Here is a 19,732-nt window from a genome sequence, read left to right as displayed (position 1 = left end):
ATTCCCACATCACACACTTGCCCACCCGGTTGGCGGAGCGAGTTGAACCTCGGTTCCTGGTGAAGACTGCGAAACCGCCTTCATTGAGGCGGAAAGCCACTGGAACAACTCGCGGAACTTCAGTCCATCAAGTTTCAATGGAGCGCGTACGCTGATCTGGGAGAGCACCTCCATATTGGCTCCTTCGACCCCTACGGTGAAGAGGGCGAAACGCTTGTTCTGCTCGCCATCACGAACCAATGCAGCAGCGTGCTTCCAAGCATCAGTCGGACCCCCGTCAGTGATTACCAGAATCCACGGTCGAAAAAGTGCTACCCCGTTCTCCCGGATGATCGCCTTACGGTCTTCAAGCATCTTGAGGCCGGTGGTGATGGCTTCGCCCAGAGGCGTATCCCCACGAGCTAAGAGGACAGGTGGCATAAATGCGCCAGCTTCAATAAACGGAGTGTGGATCTCAACTGGGCCGAACGTAACGATACCGATTTCAACGCGTTGTAAAGCCAATGCGTCCGCTGCCAGCTCGTCTTTGAATTGTACGAGTCCATCGTTTAGGGCATCGAGTGCCGGGCCGTCCATGCTCCGCGATACGTCCAGGAGGAGTAGGCATGGGCAACGGGGCTCGGGGTTATCGGCGAATGAATCCACCTCTGCGAAGTCGATCTGGTCTGTCATTGGGAATAGTCCGGCGTCATGAAGAGCGTAAGGTTACTGTTGGAATATTCCAAACACATCCCAAAACGATACGTCGTTTTCCGTTCAAGTATCTGCAAGCGCTTATCTACATGTCGTTCTCTGGCGCGTTTCAAAAGGGTATCGGCATCAATGGCCGTCGAGTCCACACAATCCGCAGCAATGAAGTTTTCCGTGTACACCGCGCTTGGCCTGGCCTGTTGGTATGCTGATTAGGAGGGTCCGCGCCAGCTCTCTCAGGATCGGCCTCGATCCCCGTTCAATCCTGACAGCGAGAAACAATAGCCACAGCCTCCCGGCGCGCAGCATGTCTTCGTCCACGCCAAAGTAGCCACCTGAGCCGCTTCGCATCCGTCAGGAAGCATGCCCGAGCGTGGCGTGATGCTGCTGTATCTCACCAACACCACCAGCATCCATGTCAAAGAGTTGGCTTTGCTCGAGGCTGGCGACGTGCTTTAGCCCGGCAGCGCCATCCGCCCAGAGACCTAGACCGAGAGTACCAAGGGCTGCCGGCCTCGCAACATCTACCCGACCAACCCAAAGTGCCTGGCCGCCATCGAGCATTGGATTGGCGTGCGATTCGCTCCAGCAAACGATCTGCCGACTCTACCGGGAGGCCAGCTTCACGATGTCTCGCATAGTGTCCGGCGCAACCTAGTCCCTACTTACTGGCAGCGACCGGTGAGGTGGAGACGGTGCAGACCATCCCGGGTCAAAATCTGGATCGCAGCAACCCCTACTTAATCGTCGATCAGGCCACCATTCGAAAAGCTTATGAGCTTGCCCTTTACTGAGTTAAACGACTTTTAGGCCCCCTGACTTGGGTTGCATTCTCCAGATTTGTGGGAGAATTCCCCAACGAGTTGGAATTCGCAGAGCGGTGGTTATCTTGAATACAAGAAACTGAACTTTTCGTTTATGTTTTCCATAAACGAAGGCACGGTAGCAGCAGCCATCATTGCCATAATCGCGATGCTAACGGCCAGTTCTAAAAGTGAAAAACCTGACTGACGGGTTGGGTACATGACAACCTCAAGCTGTTATAAATGACACTCCGGATCGAATCATTTCACAGCTGTTGAGGGATACAACCCAAAACCAAGGCGCAAAATTCAAGTGGCCGTCTGCCGCGAAAATAGTAAGCAGATCGCCTCATTTCGGTGCAAAAAATGATTTTTTCCGCGAGCTCCCAAGGTAGGCAAGCCGATAAAATGCCGTCGGTTTTTTATGGCCAGCAGGGCGAAAATTTTCATATAGGTCCGACTTGGTTCAGCCACCTTCACGAAGCCAGCAAAAAGCACTCAACCAAAAATCATCTTGCCAAGCTGTTTTCTGATGCCCTATGATTTCCGGGTCTCGAAATGGGCCGCTGGCGTGGCTTGGTACGTGTTACCTCGGGATAAAGAGCTTCATCAGCTGTGCAACGAGTTACTGATACACGTCACACCCTGAAGTCGGTTTTGCGCACACCACAGGTCAGCCAGCAACCATCGTTCATCGCGCATACCTTCACGTCTAGGCATTGGCCAGGCGTAACCTTCAAGGCGATTGTGATGACCCGTATCCCATTTCAGAAAACCGATATCCAAGAATTCAAAGGCATCGCGAAACGTCTGTTCCGCGGGCTTGATCTCATTGATCATAAGAACCCTGACCGCATGCGTGAGCTGGTTGCCAAGGTTTTCGGCTACAACGACTTTCATGAAGTGATTAAAGCTGCTGAAGACGTGATTCCTGCGCCGGCGGCCCCGATCACCCGGTTCGATATTCGGCTTGTCGCAGCGGATGGATTGGTAAAGGTCGCGAACATTCCCTTTGTTGAAGCATGGCTGCGCGCAGGCCGGGCTCGATTGTATGGGCTTAGTATCGACCAGTTCACTGTTGAAGCTTTGCGCTCTGCTAGGCTGAAGGCTCGCGGGGTTGCAGCAAGTTCGCACTTGGCGCAGGACATAGGTGTGTCGACGCCCAAGTGGCATGATGAGCAGCTGCGATTCTTCCGTAACGGGGCCCCGAGCTTTGAGCTGTGCGTTAAGCATAAAGTCGCAGCTTTCCACTGGGGCACGTTCACTGTGCTCTACGACGCCATTCTCTCTTCGCGCTTCAAAGAAGCGATCATCAATCCAAATGGCTTGTTTGATGCTGGCTCCGATGATGCCATCGACACCTACCTTCGCGAGACCCTCATTCCCCAATGCTGGATTCCACTCTCGCAACTCATCCAGGACGGGCTCACGGTCCCAGATCATGAGGCAGTCTGGCTGTATGTAGAATCTGGAGTGTGCATCGGTCGTGGTATCCGCCACAAAGCACACGGTAGCTTCTTGCCTCGGTTGTTTCTGACCGATATTGAAGTCGCAGAAGGTCTTGCCATGACCCTGACTGGTACATATGTACAGGGGGGTCGTCGCAGGGGCATAACTCTTTGAGTGTGCCGAAAGGTAATGACCTTGTGTATCAGCTTAAGCCTGGCGCTCGTTCCCCGGGGGCTGTCACTGACCCGCTGAACCAACCTGCAGCCAATCCGCATGAGCTGGATCTTGTGCCAAATCTGTTCGCCGGTTCTCAAGAGATTCTGCGTGGAGGGGGGCGCGGAAACTTAACAATTTGGGGCTTGGATGGTAAGGCTATTCGCGTTAGCCACGCCGATCGTCAGTCTTTGCAGAACACCTATTACGAAGTTGAGCCATGGCTAGCCGAGTCCGATCTTTCTGACTTGTTCCCCGATTACGTTGCGCCACCGGCTATTGACCATCGTGAAAGGTTTGCATGGTCGAAGGATCTGGAGAACAAGGTTTTCCTGCCTCCCGTATCGATCGAACTCCAAGTTCGCGCTGAAAGCATCATCAACCGGAAGAATGAAAAAGCCGTTGCTCAGTTAACCGAGGCAGCAACATCGGGCGAACTACTCACAAGGGTGGAGGCAGCGACCACGTCTGTGGTACTTGAGCAGCTGGCTGGCGACCTGATCTATGAGCTATTTGATGGCAGTGATCAAACCGAGCGGGTTAAAGACGTGTCGCAAAAGATGGTGAGCTGGTTTCCCGAACTCGCCGGTTTTCACCCTGATGTGCTTTACGCCGTCGTTGCGGTTCACGCTCAAGGCGCCTTTGGTGATCATTTCCCCGCAACCCTTCGCCTCGTGGACATTTTCTGTGCGGTGGTGCTGCTGCAGGCAGGGTTTCAAGGGGGGGGGCGCTTCCGTTTCTTGAGGATGGTACCTTCTCAAATTGCCCTGGGGCAGTGGTACAACGGCGTGATCTTGCTGACTTCTATCCATGAGGTGGCTGTGCAGTATGAGGGTTATGTCGCCGCACTTAAGAATCAGCAGGCGCGTATCAATCGGATCTCCTCGTCCATTGAGCTTGAGAGCAGTCGCCGGAAGGAGGCCTTCGATCACAAGTATCTGTATGTCAGTGACGAAATGCCCCGCGCCAAGCCCGTAAACCTCATGCAGTTGATTAATACGATGGGGGATTGAGTCAAGCCTCGATCGCTAGACTGTCAAGGCGCCCCTAGTCAAAAGGGCTGGCGGCGTTATGTTGCAACAGGTCATCAACCAGCCTCGTTAGATCTTGCTCAAACCAAGTCAGCGAGGCACTGACCTGGGGCTCTTGCATGTACTCTCTCCTGGAACTTGCATTCCTGCTCATCCTCGCACCTTACATTCTGTTCGGTGTGGTACTTGGGGCCGTTGCCGGCCTCATCATCAACTTGTTTCAACCAGCCATCCTGATGGCTTCAGTTTGGTTTGCGGTGGTAGGCGCCTACCTATCAGCGCACCGCCCAGACCCAGGTCAGCGGTTTATACCTCTGCTGGGTATGGTTGCAGATTTTCAAATCCTTGGAGTTCCTTTACCCAGCATCATCCTCGTAATCGCAGGGATTCTCCTGATCGTGGCTCTCTTGTGCCGCCAGCGGACTAAGCCGTGAGTAACTCTGAACCTGTGCGGTTGAGCACTCAAAAGGCCACGACGAATTTGAGAGGGGGCATCTGGCTGGGCCTTGGCGAATCACAAGTTATGATGGCCATTAGACGCCAGAGACCGAGAGTCGACCAAATACCATGATCAACCTAGAGCCTCAGCCCCTTGTGATGGGCACTCTCTTGCAATTCAGCAGTGACCAGCCAAGTGCTGTGATCAATCCGTTTGCCAGTTTCTCCAAGGAGCCATACGAGCTGCTCAGCTTGATCGAGGCCGCTACTGGCTATGAGCTTGATCCGCTTCAGCGTATTCACGCAGCTGAAGCTGGCCTGCTGGTGGCTCAAAGAACGACTCCCAACGCTGCACTGATGATTGAGGAGTGGATTCAGCATGCCGATCTTGCTGACTTTGCTCGTGCAGCTCGCCGGGCCTTGATCCCTGCTTAACCTCATCAATTATGCCCTCGCATATTGCGGGGCCTAGATCTGGCGGAACTCATACGCCAGAACAGCCAAGTACAGGACGCGCCACCATGCCTATAAAGCAGATTGTCATTCACCATATCGACAAAAAACCCGACGGCAATCCCGCGGTCATCCTTTTTGCTGACCACGAACTGCCGGCAGAGTCTCAGACGACTGAAACCCTGATGGCAGATCTGAATGACGCCTACAACGCCAAGCAGGGAAAGGCCTGGGGCTTGTTTCATCCAGAATCAGGCGCTCACCCATTCAGTGGCTGGCTCAGCAAATATTTGAAGCAGGAAACTACTTTCCTCGAATTCTCGAATGTGTCGATCGAACATTTGACCAAGCTGATGTTCTGGCACCTAGAGAACGTTAAATATTTGTGCTATGCCATACAGACATTTAGAAGCTCAGGCGCTTCCAAGGCTGCTTAAGGCCCCTTAGCTCTACCTGAGACCACGATAGGCGCCAATGTTGGGGGCCATCCATGGAACTTGTTTGGGCTACTGAAGATTTGGTGATCGCCGGGCAACCCCATCCAGGGTTTCCTATTCTGCTTTGGAACTCGATGGAGAGCTGCGCCCCCGCTAATCAGTTCTTCCGTCACTACCTGCTTCGTGCAGCCATTGGTTCCAAGCGATCCTGGCCAAGTACCGGACGCGCACTGTACGACTTCTTCAGCTTTCTTGAAGCCCATGACATTGGCTGGGTTGACGTACAGCGTGGCGAGGCAAAAAGCCTTGTGGCGGCCTATCGAGACTATTGCTTAACGACATGCAAGCTGGCACCGAACAGCACTCGCCAACGCTTGACTTACATCTGCAAGTTCTATGAATACGCACTGGAGGAGGGTTGGGTGAAACGCCTACCCTTTGCGTACGAAGAGCGCATCGTACGAAGTCAAGAAACCTTCCTTGAACATGTCGGCTCCAGCGGTGGCAAGACCATGGCAAACGACGTGATGCCGCGTAGCTACAAAGCCCTGCCCAAGTTTTTGAGCATGCATGAAATCAAGTCGCTCTTGGCCGCTGCGGAAAATCCCCATCATCGAATGATGATACGCCTCGCGTTGCACTCGGGCCTACGCCGCGAGGAAATCGCAGCCTTCCCACTGGCCTATGTTTTCGATCCAGACAAGGTGCAAGGAACCGAGCGTAACCTGCGCATTTGTCTCGACCCCTTTGACGGAAGTGGCATGGTGACGAAAGGCAGCAAGCCGCGAACAATTTATCTGAGCCGCACGTTCATGGCCGAACTCTACCGCTACGTGATGAAGGTGCGTGGCGAGCGCGTTTCACCGAGCAAGCCTCCTCAAAAAGCGCTATTTCTCAATCAGTTCGGAGAGCCTTACGCCGAGGACGGCAAGAGCCTTAACCGGATCATCAACGAAACCGGTAGGCGGGTTGGCATTAGGGTCCATACGCATATCCTCAGACACACCTACGCTACGCACACGCTGGTCAGCCTTCAGCGCAACCCCGCGAACGGGCTGGATCCTCTTGTATTCCTACAGCGACAACTTGGTCACAGCTCGATTCAGACGACTATGGTGTACCTGCATCTGATCAACGAAATGGCCGACGAAGCCGTACTGGCCTATGACGAGGAGTTGAACACACTGGCAGGGACAGCCTGATGCGTAAGCGCAAGGTATTTGTGAGGAGCGACCTCAGCATTCCCCAAGTCGAACACCGCCACGACTCGGCCGGCAATGTGGTCATCCTTCCCCAGGCTATCCCTGCGAGTAACACTATCGTCGAGTTTGGAAGGAATACGTCCAAGAGCCGTTCCTTCGACTTTGCTCGCTGGTACGACGTCGGAATTGATTCCATCGCCTACGCATGTCAGCGCCAAATCGAACGCTTCCTAGCCGGCCAAGATGGCACCATCGCCACCACTACCGTGGCGGGCTACTGCGTAAATGGACTGCGCAACTTCCTCGACTGTTGCATGCTCCGGGCAGCCGCTTTTGGCCGTGACTTACTGTTGAGCGACATAAACCGAGACTTGATCGACGGTTACCTAGGTCATCTGGCGGGGCTAGGTGTCGCAACAACGTCTCAAAAGACGCTTTACACGCAAACTAAGCCGGTACTATTTGCCTTGGGGCAACGTGGGCTGATTCCTCTGATCGCCTCCGGCGATATGGCCACCTTCCCGAGCACGCCCTTCCCGAATAGTAACCACAAGTTCAAGAGCGAGACCGCATTAACCAACAGAGAACGACAAGCCTTCACTGCGGCATTGCGGCAAGCCATCAAGCCGATATGGACCGACGGCGTGTCTGTAACCGGCGAGCTGCTGGCATTCGCACTGTTGGTTGTGGCGCTGCACACCGGGCGTAATAACACGCCACTCTTGGAAATGGGCCGTAACTGCCTACGCCCGCACCCGAAAGATGACACCGTATTCCTGGTTCTGTGGAAGCGGCGAGGATACAACACCAGCAAGGTGGCCCTCCGCGCAGAGTCGGACGTCGAACGCCATCTTGAATCCACGCCGAGCGTAAGAACCAGCGTGGAACGTCTGATTCGTCGTGTGATGGTCCTGACCGAACCTTTGGATACGGAGGCTCCGGCCGACCTAAAGGGCCGTGTATGGCTGTATCGTACTCGCGCCTCGAAAAGTGTCGGCAACGTCACAGCGTTGAATTCATCAGCGGTGGCAGTCGCGGTAACTCGACTTGTAGCTAGATATAGCCTGACCGACAGCGATGGAGAGCCGCTGCGCATCAACATCTCACGCCTGCGCAAGACGTTCGCCAGCGGTATCTTCGAGCTGACCGGCGGAGACGCTGCAACCACCGCCGCAGCACTCGGAAACACCGTACAGATCACCGACCAACACTATTTAGCGCCCAGTGAAGAGTCCCGTCGCAACTGGCAGTTCATGGGAGAGATATTGGTGCAGGAGTTATTGACTCGGACCATCGGTACAACCTATCGAGACACTCCCATGGGACGCTGCGCCGACCCGGAGAACGGCCAGTACGCTCCTAAGCGAGAGGGTGCGACTTGTATGAACTTCATCAACTGCCTGCGCTGCAAGCACTACGCAGTAACCGCCGAAGATTTGTACAAACTGTTCAGTTTCTACTTCCGCGTGCTGGCCGAACGCTCGCGCATGGATAAAAGGCTCTGGGCACGGGAATACGCTCACATTCCCCGCTTAATCGATCACTACATCATTGACGAAGGGCTGAGGCGCGGCACTTTCAGAGTCGCAGCGGTGGAGGCCGCGCGTGAGCATGCTCGCACCCAGCCACATCCGTTCTGGTCGATTGATCTGATCGAAAGCCTGGAGGTATTTGCATGAATGACAACCTTCTAGCAGTGCTGTCCTGGGACGCCTTTACAGCCCAACCTAGCGATGTGCGTGGACTCCACGAACGCGACACCTTGATCATTAGCGCGACCCAAGTCGATGGGCTGTGGGTTATCCTCAGCCGGTATGGTGACGACATCTGGCAGCTCGACGGCTTCACCAGCAACGTGCCAGCTTGCCAGAAACGATTGGATTTCAACCTCGTGCCAATGGCGTTTCGAGCGGTTATGAAAGCGATGTTGTACCGCTATCTACGACGTGGGCGACGAGGGGGCACGCGGCCTAAAGGCAGCTCGATGAAGGCTCTCTTCCATGATGCAATGCCATTTTTACGTCATCTGGAGGTGCTTAAGCTCGATCATATGGGCGCGGTGACCCCAATGGTTTGCGCAGCCTTTGTGAATACCTGCAAGGCGCACCGGCAAACCAGCCGATACAGTGGTAAGCCACTGTCGCAAAGGGGACTGGAGACTCGCCTCAAGGCCGTCGAAGCGCTCTATGAACTTAGTCAGTACACCGAAGACCGAATACCAACGCATCCCTGGCCTGAGACTTCCGCAAAGGCATTGGCGGGGCTCACCGGTCTTGGTGCCCAAGAAAGCAAAACGCCCCTGATTCCCGATGATGTGTTCTGCACCCTATTCGAGCGAGCCTACCAGCAGGTTGAGCGCGGTCAACAATTACTTGACCTTCGCGATGCTCTTGATGCCCTCACGGTGCAGCGAAAGGGGAAATCATACACAACAGTCAATGTCGCAAAGAACCGACACCTAGAGGCCCTGGCTTGGAAGGGTGGCCTGAAGACACTCAACAAAGCACTCATTGATCTGCGTACGTCCTGTTATATCGTTATGGCCAGCACCTCTGGTTGCCGCAACCACGAGCTGGCGAACATACAATCGGGTTCGCACTTGCGGACCCAGGACAATCAGGGCACGGTCTATCACTGGATGCGCTCACGCTCGGACAAGACCGATGCGGGCATCCATCAATGGATGATACCTGAGGCAGCCGTACGCGCGCTGCGACTGATGGAGCGCTGGGCCCTGCCATATCAGGCCATGATCACCGCCGAACTCCAGAAGCGACGCCGGTCCAACCCGCATGATCCGCAGATCGTCGAGACAAACAAGCACCGCCATGCGCTCTTCCTCGGTGTAACTCTGGGAGGCGATCAAGTACGCACAGTTTGCAACGCTACTTGGAACTTTTATCTGAAGGAATTCGCCAAGGAGTGTGGGCTGAGCTGGAACCTCACCAGCCACCAGTTCCGCCGCAAGTTCGCCAACTATGCCGCGCATAGCCGCTTCGGTGACTTGCGCTATCTCAAGGAACATTACGCGCATTGGACGCTGGACATGACCTTAGGCTACAGCATGGACGACAGTTGGGGGCAGCATTTGGATCTTGAGCTGTATACCGATACTCAGGCTGAGTTGGATGATATCAAGCTCGGCGTCGTCGATGACTGGTTCGGTGAGGCACCTCTGGCCGGGGGCTACGGTCGCACCCTCAAGCAGTGGCAGCGAGAGCCGCAGAACTTACTGATATTCAAGGACCATGCCTCAATGCTGAAGTCCATTGCCGAGAGCACTGCAATTCGTAGTAATGGACATGCTTGGTGCACGGCGGACAATGACGGTTGCATCGGCAATACCCTTGATCGCACTCGATGCGGCAACTGCAATAATGCCGTGATCGGGAGTAGACACACGGCGATGTACCAGCGGCTCTACGAGGAGTTGAAAGGTCTGCTGCAGTGCCCAGACATTGGCGACGGTGGCCGCCAACGCGTTGAACGCGACCTGACTCGGTGCCACAACGTACTCACTCAGTTAGGGATGCCTCTGGAGACTCCGCTCGCATGAAGCCCACGAAGAAGGCAACCCACTACAAACCGGCTGAGGATCGCGAGAAGGATCTGCGGCTCGCCCTTTATCGTATCCAGAAAGGGCGCTCCCATTCCGGAGAAACCAAGATTACCATCGCCGCCGTCGCCCGCGAGGCTGGCGTATCGACAGCGCTCATCCACAACTACTACCCCAAAATTGCTGAGACTATCCGCGAAGCTCAGGGGCGCTCCAGTCGCACTATGCGTGATGTGAAACATCACGACTTGATTGCTGAGCGCGAGAAATCCGCAGCCCGCCGGCATGAGATAGAGGAACTCCGGGCCAAAATCGCCAGTCTCGCGTCCCTGAATGAAATGCTATTAGAGGAGAACCGTCTGCTCAAAGCCAAGGTGAACGATCGCAAGGTGACGGATCTGATGCGCTTCGATGCCTAGAGTTGTAAACCTATGTTCAGCGGCGCTTTAGCTGATCGACGAGTTGAGTTGGTAAGCCCTTAATAATCAAGGTACCGGCGGCTTCGTCGTATTCGATCTTTTCGCCCAGTAAGTGCGCTTCAAAGCTGATCGACAGCCCTTCGGCGCGCCCGGTGAAGCGGCGGAACTGGTTCAGGGTGCGTTTGTCGGCCGGAATCTCTGGCGATAAACCATAGTCACTGTTTCGGATGTGATCGTAGAACGCCTGTGGGCGGTCCTCGTCAATAAGGCTAGAGAGCTCTTCGAGAGTCACCGGCTCGCCAAGCTTGGTCTGCGTGGTGGCGTAGTCGACAAGGGTCTGGGTCTTCTCCCGCGCAGACTCCTCTGGCAGGTCCTCTTTTTCGACGTAGTCGCTGAAGGCCTTCAGCAGAGTACGGGTCTCGCCCGGGCCGTCGACTCCCTCCTGACAACCGATGAAGTCGCGGAAGTACTCTGAGACCTTCTTGCCGTTCTTGCCCTTGATGAACGAGATGTACTGCTTGGAGTTCTGGTTGTTCTTCCACTCCGACAGGTTGATCCGCGCCGCTAGGTGCAACTGGCCGAGGTCCAGGTGGCGTGACGGGGTCACGTCCAGCTCGGCATTCACCGCCACCCCTTCGCTGTGGTGCAGCAGGGCGATGGCGAGATATTCTGTCATGCCTTGCTGGTAGTGTGCGAACAGCACATGGCCGCCGGTGGAGAGGTTGGACGCCTCCATCAGCGTCTGCAAATGCTTTATGGCCACGCGGCTAAAGCTGGTGAAATCCTGGCTACCGTCGAAATACTCTTTCAACCAGCCGCTGAACGGGTACGCGCCGGACTCGGCATGGAAGAACCCCCAGGCCTTGCCTTGTTTGGCGTTATAGCTGTCGTTGAGGTCAGCCAGCAGGTTCTCGATGGCGGTCGACTCGGCAAGCTCGGAATCGCGGGCGTGGAGAACAGCAGGTGTTCCGTCGGGCTTTTTGTCGATCAGATGAACAATGCAATGACGGATAGGCATCAGAGCGCTTCCTGTATGGGGAGTTATTAAGAAAATCTGCACGGAGCAGACCGACGGAAGCGTTGCTTTTTAGCGCGGTATTCACCGACAGTGCAAGACGCATTACGCCAACTATCATGGGACACGGTCGGTAACTTTACTGTACCAGCGGACATCCTGCTGCCGAGGATGACCCTCATGAGGTGAGGGGCGCTCAGGGCCTGCGGGAAATTAAGCTCCACATCAAAGCTCAGCGCCGGCTTAACGGGTGACTCAGGTGGGGATTAAGCGCGTTTCTTCGCGGCAGCGGACCTGATTGGGTAATTGCACTGACTTGACCAGCTGTTTGCATACGACCTGACCAACTGTTTGCATGGGACTTGACCAGTTGAGCTTCTAACCGTAATCGACCAGCAATGGCCATCAGCTGCATTTCCCCTGTGCGGATTCAGATTCTTTAGCAGCTCAACGTATGTGGTACTCAAGGTAAGCTGCTGCATGTTGGCACTGATTGAAAACTGACCAACAGCCTTTACTGGGTCAGTTTTCGGTCAGCGGCAACATCTCGACGGTTTTAATTCTCTAAATCCACGGGTCCAGGGGTTGGACAAACGAAGCCTGTGAGGTGCCGGTAAACTAAACGAACATGGATCCCGTTGTCAGCGTTTGATTGAAGGACTTAAAAGTATTGTCTCGGTGCAGCGTTCTAACTCGCCAAAGATAGAACGAGCGTACCGTACCTTCCGGCGAAACAGCTCCTTCCCGATAACCCGTGCCCCGTGAAATGAGTGCGGTACCGCAGTTACCACTAAACTGAATGGGTCGCACAGCTCCCCAACCGGCATTCCAATAAGAAAGATCCGCGATTACCTGCTCGTCTACCTTAACCTCCAAACGCCCGTCACAAGGGGCAAGTTCAGCTTGGTAGGTGCCAGGTAGCGTTGGAAGGAAGAGCCGTCCAGGATATAAGTCGTGCTGGAGATAACCTAAACGGTCGAAACCAAGCGGCGCAGCAAGTGGCCACGCCTTACATTGCTCCTCCATTAGCCCGTCTAGCTCGGGCGGCGCGAAAATAGTGGTCGTGCTTAAGGGTTCAGAAGACGCACTGCGAAGCATCCGACCATTGGCCCAGAAATCCTCCAGATGTGCTGCTAAGTCAGTGTCAGCGATTCTGCTCCCCTCCGCTTGCGACCACCGGACCAGTGAAACCTCCACACACCGCACCATCGATACAAATATTGGTGAACTGAACGCGATCAATTCGTCATCGGGCCTGAGTTTTTTTACGTGGGCTACCAAGCCTCGTACAGATGATTCGGTAGCCTCTACATCGCCGTCGAAGTCAGTCGTCGCGGGGAACCAAACTGGGCGCTGAGGCCTAAGCAAGGCCAAGGTTGGATGAACAGGCAAAGCCAAGAGAGCCTTAGCTTCCGCTCGATCCGTTGGCATGCCCCAGAACTCTTCGGCCACCGCTAATGTGCGAAGGTATGCCGAGATACCACGAAGGGCTGTCCGAGAGGAGAGCTGTCCGATGAAACCATCGCCTAGTGGGCGCGAGAAGTGCCAAGGATCTCCTTGGAACGGGGCGTCCGGGTAGGCGGATCGATTCGCCGCCCATTCAAAAGCCATCTGCCGGACGAATGGAAGCCCTGTGCGGCTTTCGAGCTCGCCCATAGAAGTCCGGAACATCCGAGGTAGATCTGAGCCTTGCACACCGTCAAAGTCTTGGGGAATCTCGAAGTCGTCGGGCGCTTCCTCCAATTCTGCGTCGTCTTCGGCAAACATATCAAAGCTTTCCAGCAGCAGATCCGAAAGTACTGATGACATCGAGATGCTTTCAGCCAGCTTGAAGGTGGGTGAGTAGTTGTACGCTTGCGTGGCCGTCCAGAAGATAAACAGTACCTCGACCACTTCGGCCTCAAGCTTGCGCGAACTCAGCAATTGAAGCAGCGCGCACTCGGCTTCATCCCTCATAGCCGCCTCACCTAGCCGAGCTGCTAGCTCCTGCATGCTCCACCACCTTGCAGATGTCGACGGCCAACCAAGCCTGGCAATGAGGATGCGAAGCTCGTCCATCAGTTTTCCGCTCCTTCATGTTGAACTAGCTCGCTAGCCCAGCGTGGTTTTTCCAATGGCAAAGTACGAGTGTCTTCAATGACGCAGTCAACCATCGTCTCGGCAAATTTCACGGCTTCTGCGATGCGCCCCTGTTGTGCATAGAAGTAGACCATCACTTCGTTAGGTGCCACTCGTGGAGGTTCGGGGTCACCGAACATGCTGTAGGTCGTCGCAGTGACGAACTCGTCGCAGCGCTGCGGATAGTGCTTGACGACTAAATCGAGCCTGCTGCGGGTCTTTTCTTCCTTCTCCATAAATCCGATCCAAGCACCGTTATGGATGTGCGCCTGAACGAGATACTTCCATGCCGCCTTTACGCCACTTAGCTTGCGTCTAGTCTGAAATGCCAAATCAGACAGCTCTAAAACGCCCCGGAGCCTGCCCTCTCCCGACAGAAGCAAACCGTCGAGTGCCGCAAGAAGTCGCTTTCCTTGCCCAGCCTTTTCCCAATGTTGATACCAGGTACGAAGAAGCGTCAGTTGTTCCTTGTAGCTGGCTGAGGAGCTGTCGAGCAGCTCACCGAGTTGTTCCGGCGCAAAAGTCGTGAAATCTCCGGTGTATGGTTTGTTTTCGCTCTCGCTGCCAGTACTCTCCGCTCGCTGCAGCAGCCCGATGTCCCAACCGACATGTTCCCGAAGTACTCGAAGTCGCTCCCCAGCGCTTTCGATGCCTTCTTGTGCAATTCTATTCAGAGCGTCATGGATCTCCGGATGCAGCCCGGTTCGCATCAACGCGTCAAGCGGCCAACCATCCCTGACACCTCGCTCCACGTATTCCCGCAAACTGTCTTCTGCCTGCGACCAGTCACCTGCGTGAGTATGCTCCTCGTACTTAGTCACCAAAGCTGACGGCTTCAGCTTCGCAAGTAGTCGGTCGGCGGCCGCCAGAACATGTCTGGTGCCCTTCCCATCGGTGTAGTCCAAAACGTGATGGACCTGAGGCGCGATAATGCTGAGCAAACGACGAGCGTCATTCGGGGCGACATCAACCAAGGAGCCGATGGCGTCGACCGTATTGTTCAGCGTAGGATCTTTGCGATGTGCATAGCCGGTTGTCAGCTCCCACGTCTGCTTGCACAACTCGCGAGCACTGGAGTTCAGGCCATGAGCTAAGGCAATGGCACATAGCTGGAGCGGCATCTGTAGATGAACGCTGGTTTCCTGGCGAATCTCTGCATCAAGCAAGACACGTTGGGACTGAACGAACGCAGCCGCCGCGTCGTCGCTCATCCTCGTCAACAATCCGGAAGCGTATTGAATGCGAAAGGACGCGCAGTCAAACCAAGCCTGCTGCCCTGCCGCTTTAAGGGTTTCGTCGGTTAGGGCCACGTCATCGAAGTGGTCCAACAGGATGCTGCCGAGGCGGATATCACAGGCAATGCGATGCAGCGCGCTCCGGAAGTCCTCGGCTGCAGAACTCGCATCATGGCTTTGCCTGAACCGTCTGAATTCGACCGTTTTGAGCAACTCGAACAGCTCATGGAAGTCCACGAACTCTCCTCGCCACCAGTGATGTGCAACCTGTGCCGCGACCACAGAAAGCGCATTGAGGAAGTCAGTGATGTTCCTCCGATCTTCGTAGACGGGAGCCCGCACGAACTCAAAGGCGGTTTGACCTTCCGCAGCCATGCACAGGCTCAGTTGAACGGTGCTGAAAAACCAGTGGTGCGCAAGTGTCGCCAGATCTTCCTTGCGCTCGTAATAGTCACCCTTTAGCCATTTAGTGGGAATAGGCGCATTCAACGGTTTGGAGGCCCGCGTTCTAGCCACTTCTACGGCAGCGACGAAAGGGGTTCTGCCAAGCTCGTTGAAGTCATCGCGCTCTGCGATGCTGACTCCAATACTCGCAGCCGCGCGGACGCACGCATCGCTGATGATGTTCTTGCTTTCACCTGGGGCGAGCGCCGCAGCGGCCGCCATCAACTCATCCAAATTACCTTCTTCAACAAGCATTTGGACTCGCGACAGCCAAACGACCGGACCGTTTTCAGAAACTAGCCGGGCCAGCGCTGTCGGCGTCGCGCCGATCGCACCAAGCCGCGCAAACGCATCGACCAGAAACTGGAACTCATCAGAGCCGGCGCTCGACGAGTACCTAGTGGAGAAACGGCTAAGACCTCTAAATCGACGAAGTGCCTCTTCACCGCATGCTTCGGCCACAGTCTCATCACCCCGAGCACGCAGGGCCAATCCGAGCGCGGCAAGCCGCAAGATGTCCGCCTCATGCCTGGACGCCAGGGCCTCCCGTACAACGCCCTCCTCTTCAGTCAGGATCAAAGTAAACGAGATCAACCTGGCCATGTCGTCGTTCTGCATCTGGTACTGACTACCACCGACCATTCGCGACTTGAGGTGCTCTAATCGATAGGCTTCAGAGAACTTGTTGGTCTCCAGCGCTGCGACCAGAGCATCGGACAGCAACGTATCAAAGAGCGACTCTGGATATCCCTCCTCCAGTCGGAGCATGATCCAATCGCGGGTGAGGCCAGTGATGAGATTCTTTGGGTCGCCTAACCTTGCTTGAACCGTCCAGAGCCAGTTCACGCGTAGCGAGGTGGGCGCAGTGCTCTCCAACCAGCTTGCCACAGCAGGCATCAGTTCGTTGACGCGGTCAACGTAGTCTGCGGTTCCACGCACGAAAACCGCCAAACTCTCGTGAAAAACCTTCAGGCCAGCCGCTGAAGAGTGAAGCAGATGCTCCACTTTCGCGACGTCCGGCTGCGCCACGCCGACTTTCGAGGCGATCTCTCCGAATGCAGACTTAGGCCAGAAGAATGAGAAGGCACATACGAGCCGCAGCGTGTCCTTGAGACTGGAAGGAAGAGCCCCCCAAAGCGATGCGTAGTAGAATTTTGCATCCCTGCTCAAGTCTCCCTTCAGTTGCTCGACATCCCACTTCGACAAGTTGCAACCCGCATGCTCAAGCTCTGCAGTAGCATAGATGACGTGCAAAGGATGGCCATTGGTCTTCGTGCGAAGCGCGGTCGCAGCCTCCTGCAGTCGCGCTTCCGCACCTTCCTCGCCCTCGAAGCCAGTCGTAAGCCTGCCTTCCTGAAACGCCTTGCGCAAATAGGACAGAACTGCGTTCTCAGACATCGCCGGCAACGTGTGCCACTCGGCCTTGGGCGCGAAGGCAAGCAGGTCCGTCGGCAACTGGGCGTCGTCCACAGGCTGGGTGCCAATGAGTAGCACCATGTTGTCTGGGCATGGGATCACCTGAGAGAACACATCGTCCAGCGGCCGCTTGTCCTCAGCGTTAATGCGCCAGACATGGTCCAATCCGTCCAGGACAAAAACGAATGGCTTGGCTAGTTTCTTGTAGTGAGAAGCACACGCTTCGAGGAGCGAGCGCAGGTCGCCCGCTGGTGCCTGAACATCTGGATGAAACCGTTTGACCTGCGCCTCGATGGACTGTTCGACAACGTAGCTATTCACCCGGTCGCGCCCCCGCTCCGTCGTGGAGAGGAAGTAGTGGTGTCGGACGGTGGGGATTTCACGCTCGGCGAGCGTGTCGCACAGCGCGCTCAGGTATGTGCTCTTTCCACGGCCTGGCGGCCCTGTGAGCACGATCGCGCGCCCTTTAGCCCCGACGGTGTCACGGACGAACTCCCGATGAAATGTTTCGTCGGGAACCTCGTAACCCGGGGGGACAACGAAGTCCTCAGGCAAAGGTGCCGGCGGCGTCGACCTCAGGATGGTGCGGACCTGCTCCAGCGTGATCCAACCGTCCGGAGGTGGGAAATTCTTACGCGTTGCCCAGTTCAACGCAATGTTCTTGAGGGTAGCAATCCCCTCAAGAGTGCCGTGCTTGCGAAGTCTTGCGTCGATCTCTTGCTCCAGCGTGTCGAAACCCTTATCGCTGTGACAAATTTGCAGCTGGCTGAAGAATGTCTCGCAGTCTTGCTCCCCCCCAAGTTGGGCGATGATCTCAGAACGCCTGGGTTCGGGGATCTTGGTGAAGGAGATCTTGCCGCCATCCAGGCAAGCTTCGATATCGGCGTCCGGTCGGCGATTAGTCGTCAACGAAAGCACGGCAATGCGCACTGGGTCTAGCGCCTTGAAGGCATCGAACCACTTGCGCAGCATCGACCTCGATCGCGCCGTCTTGCCGGTTCTCTCGAGCATCCATTTCCAGCAGAGCAGATGCAAATTTGGGTCTGGGGTGAACTTGACCTGCAGGAGGTCAACCAGGCCGTTTGAGCGCTCAACAACGATGTCATCGAGCCCCGTCGGCGCGACAGACTCATCATCGCACTCAAACTTCACCCTAGTGTAGCGAGCTGGTGCATCAAGCCAGTCGCAGAGGATCCTAAGGCCTTGCCAGTTCTGATACATGTAACCTGCGGCAGTGATCGCGGTTTTCTTTATGTCTTCAGACATGGGAGGACTCAACCTCGGAAGCCGTTAAGACACCATCCGCCCGTGCAGCGAATTCGGTGATACGACTGAAGACAACGATACGCGGGTTATCCGTTACTACCGGGAAACGCGAGACCAACATGTGCTGAACGAACTCAATGCCCAATTTAATCCTCAGAAGATGCTCACGATTGCGCTCCTTTATCAAAGCCTTCTCATATGCTCGCACGAGGCGGCGATTGTATCGGGCAAACGCGACGGCATCTGAGTCGACACGTGCAAGGTCGACAAAGTTGTTCTTGCATTGGACATTCCAAACAATACCGTCACGCATCGACACGACGTCGAATTCCTGCCGGTTGATGCGCACAATGTCTTGGACGATGAAGCCCTGCTTCTCCAGCGCGTCCTTGACCACATCCTCAAACATGAAGCCCGCCCGAATCTGAAACCGCTTACTGCGATCGAGTATGCGAGCCCGCCAGGAGTATGCGAATCGGCTCAGTTGCGTGACGGTAGACAAATAGTGATCTCCGATCAAAGCCAGCGGCGCGTAACTCGAAAGACACTCCATGTACGTGTCGGCGCCACAAGTTAATGCCGCCACGAGAGACCGTGCTGCACTTTCCTCCGCAGCAACCCTGGCCAGATCTTTGGTGGAAATACGAATCCAATAGTCGTCCTCAATGAATTCCTTGGAAAGGCGGCGTATCAAGGATGCAGCAACGGCGAATTCGGTCCCTCTAAGGTCGAACTCAGCGTACACGGCTTCACACATGAGGATGTCATTTCTAAGTTCTGCGGCCGAGAATAAGCGATCAGGCGGAACCTGCTCCTTGGCCTTCAGGATCTGGCACGCTTCTGGTGAATTGGGCATCTCGGTGATAGAGGAGCGCTCCGGCTCTAGAAACAACCCGTTTAGCATGGCCGTCTCGGCGCTGGCATCGTCCGCGATACCCAGCAGCTTCTGGGCGTCTTTGACCATCAAGGCATACTGAGCCCCCATCATCGGAGTTGCGTTGAACTCCACAATGGGCAGGAAAACGTTGAGGGCATCCTCCTTTCTTATGAGATTGGTCCCTCGACACGCTGTCGGAATGAAGTGCAGTAATCCCACGAGATGCCGTCGCCTCGACTGCATGTAGCCCATCATCGTCGCGAGAGTCTGAAAGCCACTCGCCGCCTCAGCAGGACCATGGAGTATAAACGCCATACCGATGGCAGCCCCCTGAAGGATCAACATCGTGAGTCTATCGACAAGAGGTTGTTCTAGCCGTGTAGCCAGAGTCTTGCGAATGCTCTTGAGCAGAAGCATGCTCTCGGCACTGTGTATGACAGGGAACCCAAACAGCTGCCTCTCGAAGTCATCGTCATCCCAGTCAATGGTGTGTAAGTTGATCAGCTCCTCGACAGCACGCAACATGTCCAGCAGACAGTGCATTGCCGAGCTCGCTTCAAAAGGAGCTAGTGCGATGCCGACGCGCGCCTGCAGTTCAGCGAGACTGCATTCGATTTCGTCGCGGGAAAATGACTCAGTCATGTGCTGGGGTAGCTCTTGTGGATATTCC

At 55.4% G+C, this 19,732-nt stretch carries 14 protein-coding genes and 1 pseudogene; 9 read left to right on the top strand and 6 right to left on the bottom strand.

From position 1 onward, the window contains the following. Nucleotides 1-9: 9 nt before the first annotated feature. Together ACZRN6_RS25550 and ACZRN6_RS25545 are read right to left on the bottom strand one after the other, a co-directional pair. On the bottom strand, nucleotides 10-672 hold the full coding sequence (locus ACZRN6_RS25550; RefSeq protein ID WP_078466131.1) for a vWA domain-containing protein: 663 nt from the start codon (nucleotides 670-672) through the stop codon (nucleotides 10-12). A 902-nt stretch (nucleotides 673-1,574) separates the two neighbouring features. Beyond that, the gene (locus tag ACZRN6_RS25545) at nucleotides 1,575-1,715 is read right to left on the bottom strand and encodes a prepilin-type N-terminal cleavage/methylation domain-containing protein (protein ID WP_284184517.1); all 141 of its coding nucleotides are present in this window, start codon (nucleotides 1,713-1,715) and stop codon (nucleotides 1,575-1,577) included. Between the two features lie 528 nt (nucleotides 1,716-2,243). On the opposite strand from ACZRN6_RS25545, the gene ACZRN6_RS25540 reads away from it, so the two are divergent. The 9 genes and pseudogenes from ACZRN6_RS25540 (at nucleotide 2,244) to ACZRN6_RS25500 (ending at nucleotide 10,691) form a co-directional block, all read left to right on the top strand. Continuing rightward, a complete protein-coding gene (locus tag ACZRN6_RS25540) occupies nucleotides 2,244-3,116 on the top strand; it encodes a hypothetical protein (RefSeq protein WP_284184516.1) in 873 nt (290 codons plus the stop codon). Next, nucleotides 3,113-4,168 (top strand): hypothetical protein, encoded by a 1,056-nt coding sequence (locus ACZRN6_RS25535; RefSeq protein ID WP_464009163.1) that lies wholly within the window; start codon nucleotides 3,113-3,115, stop codon nucleotides 4,166-4,168. Before ACZRN6_RS25540 ends, ACZRN6_RS25535 begins: the two co-directional genes overlap by 4 nt. A 137-nt stretch (nucleotides 4,169-4,305) precedes the next feature. After that, nucleotides 4,306-4,620 carry a hypothetical protein gene (locus ACZRN6_RS25530; protein WP_078468047.1) on the top strand — a complete coding sequence of 105 codons (315 nt, stop codon included), beginning with the start codon at nucleotides 4,306-4,308 and terminating at the stop codon, nucleotides 4,618-4,620. A gap of 133 nt (nucleotides 4,621-4,753) precedes the next feature. After that, nucleotides 4,754-5,059 (top strand): hypothetical protein, encoded by a 306-nt coding sequence (locus ACZRN6_RS25525; protein ID WP_078468048.1) that lies wholly within the window; start codon nucleotides 4,754-4,756, stop codon nucleotides 5,057-5,059. Between the two features lie 86 nt (nucleotides 5,060-5,145). Beyond that, nucleotides 5,146-5,433, top strand: a pseudogene (locus tag ACZRN6_RS25520) (nucleoid-associated protein); the annotation flags it as partial. A gap of 134 nt (nucleotides 5,434-5,567) precedes the next feature. Continuing rightward, a complete protein-coding gene (locus ACZRN6_RS25515; RefSeq protein WP_115284351.1) occupies nucleotides 5,568-6,716 on the top strand; it encodes a tyrosine-type recombinase/integrase in 1,149 nt (382 codons plus the stop codon). Then, nucleotides 6,716-8,395, top strand: coding sequence for a hypothetical protein (locus ACZRN6_RS25510; protein WP_115284352.1), 1,680 nt, complete (start codon nucleotides 6,716-6,718; stop codon nucleotides 8,393-8,395). The genes ACZRN6_RS25515 and ACZRN6_RS25510 overlap by 1 nt, the downstream gene beginning before the upstream one ends. Continuing rightward, on the top strand, nucleotides 8,392-10,272 hold the full coding sequence (locus ACZRN6_RS25505; protein ID WP_212549656.1) for a site-specific integrase: 1,881 nt from the start codon (nucleotides 8,392-8,394) through the stop codon (nucleotides 10,270-10,272). Before ACZRN6_RS25510 ends, ACZRN6_RS25505 begins: the two co-directional genes overlap by 4 nt. Further along, nucleotides 10,269-10,691: a coiled-coil domain-containing protein gene (locus ACZRN6_RS25500; protein WP_115284353.1), complete on the top strand. Its 423-nt coding sequence runs from the start codon at nucleotides 10,269-10,271 to the stop codon at nucleotides 10,689-10,691. Before ACZRN6_RS25505 ends, ACZRN6_RS25500 begins: the two co-directional genes overlap by 4 nt. A gap of 16 nt (nucleotides 10,692-10,707) precedes the next feature. Here the strand turns inward: ACZRN6_RS25500 and yejK are convergent, their stop codons facing one another. The 4 genes from yejK to ACZRN6_RS25480 form a co-directional block, all read right to left on the bottom strand. After that, entirely contained in the window at nucleotides 10,708-11,709 is a 1,002-nt protein-coding gene (yejK, locus tag ACZRN6_RS25495; protein ID WP_115284354.1) for a nucleoid-associated protein YejK, read from the bottom strand. Nucleotides 11,710-12,324: 615 nt separating this feature from the next. Beyond that, nucleotides 12,325-13,764, bottom strand: a complete 1,440-nt coding sequence (locus ACZRN6_RS25490; RefSeq protein ID WP_115284355.1) for a multidrug DMT transporter permease — start codon at nucleotides 13,762-13,764, stop codon at nucleotides 12,325-12,327. After that, nucleotides 13,764-18,185 carry an NACHT domain-containing protein gene (locus ACZRN6_RS25485; RefSeq protein ID WP_115284356.1) on the bottom strand — a complete coding sequence of 1,474 codons (4,422 nt, stop codon included), beginning with the start codon at nucleotides 18,183-18,185 and terminating at the stop codon, nucleotides 13,764-13,766. Before ACZRN6_RS25485 ends, ACZRN6_RS25490 begins: the two co-directional genes overlap by 1 nt. Next, a complete protein-coding gene (locus tag ACZRN6_RS25480) occupies nucleotides 18,178-19,704 on the bottom strand; it encodes a hypothetical protein (protein ID WP_115284357.1) in 1,527 nt (508 codons plus the stop codon). The genes ACZRN6_RS25485 and ACZRN6_RS25480 overlap by 8 nt, the downstream gene beginning before the upstream one ends. Between the last annotated feature and the right edge of the window lie 28 nt (nucleotides 19,705-19,732).

Source organism: Pseudomonas sp. A125 (genome assembly GCF_055409485.1).
Note: the sequence above shows the minus strand (reverse complement) of the source record. Positions and strands in the feature narration are given on the sequence as shown.

Excerpts from the sequence above, each read along its gene's own strand:
- ACZRN6_RS25550 (WP_078466131.1), bottom strand. The coding sequence starts at position 672 with ATGACAGACCAGATCGACTTCGCAGAGGTGGATTCATTCGCCGATAAC.
- ACZRN6_RS25545 (WP_284184517.1), bottom strand. The coding sequence starts at position 1,715 with ATGTACCCAACCCGTCAGTCAGGTTTTTCACTTTTAGAACTGGCCGTT.
- ACZRN6_RS25540 (WP_284184516.1), top strand. The coding sequence starts at position 2,244 with ATGACCCGTATCCCATTTCAGAAAACCGATATCCAAGAATTCAAAGGC.
- ACZRN6_RS25530 (WP_078468047.1), top strand. The coding sequence starts at position 4,306 with ATGTACTCTCTCCTGGAACTTGCATTCCTGCTCATCCTCGCACCTTAC.
- ACZRN6_RS25525 (WP_078468048.1), top strand. The coding sequence starts at position 4,754 with ATGATCAACCTAGAGCCTCAGCCCCTTGTGATGGGCACTCTCTTGCAA.
- ACZRN6_RS25515 (WP_115284351.1), top strand. The coding sequence starts at position 5,568 with ATGGAACTTGTTTGGGCTACTGAAGATTTGGTGATCGCCGGGCAACCC.
- ACZRN6_RS25510 (WP_115284352.1), top strand. The coding sequence starts at position 6,716 with ATGCGTAAGCGCAAGGTATTTGTGAGGAGCGACCTCAGCATTCCCCAA.
- ACZRN6_RS25505 (WP_212549656.1), top strand. The coding sequence starts at position 8,392 with ATGAATGACAACCTTCTAGCAGTGCTGTCCTGGGACGCCTTTACAGCC.
- ACZRN6_RS25500 (WP_115284353.1), top strand. The coding sequence starts at position 10,269 with ATGAAGCCCACGAAGAAGGCAACCCACTACAAACCGGCTGAGGATCGC.
- yejK (WP_115284354.1), bottom strand. The coding sequence starts at position 11,709 with ATGCCTATCCGTCATTGCATTGTTCATCTGATCGACAAAAAGCCCGAC.
- ACZRN6_RS25490 (WP_115284355.1), bottom strand. The coding sequence starts at position 13,764 with ATGGACGAGCTTCGCATCCTCATTGCCAGGCTTGGTTGGCCGTCGACA.
- ACZRN6_RS25485 (WP_115284356.1), bottom strand. The coding sequence starts at position 18,185 with ATGTCTGAAGACATAAAGAAAACCGCGATCACTGCCGCAGGTTACATG.
- ACZRN6_RS25480 (WP_115284357.1), bottom strand. The coding sequence starts at position 19,704 with ATGACTGAGTCATTTTCCCGCGACGAAATCGAATGCAGTCTCGCTGAA.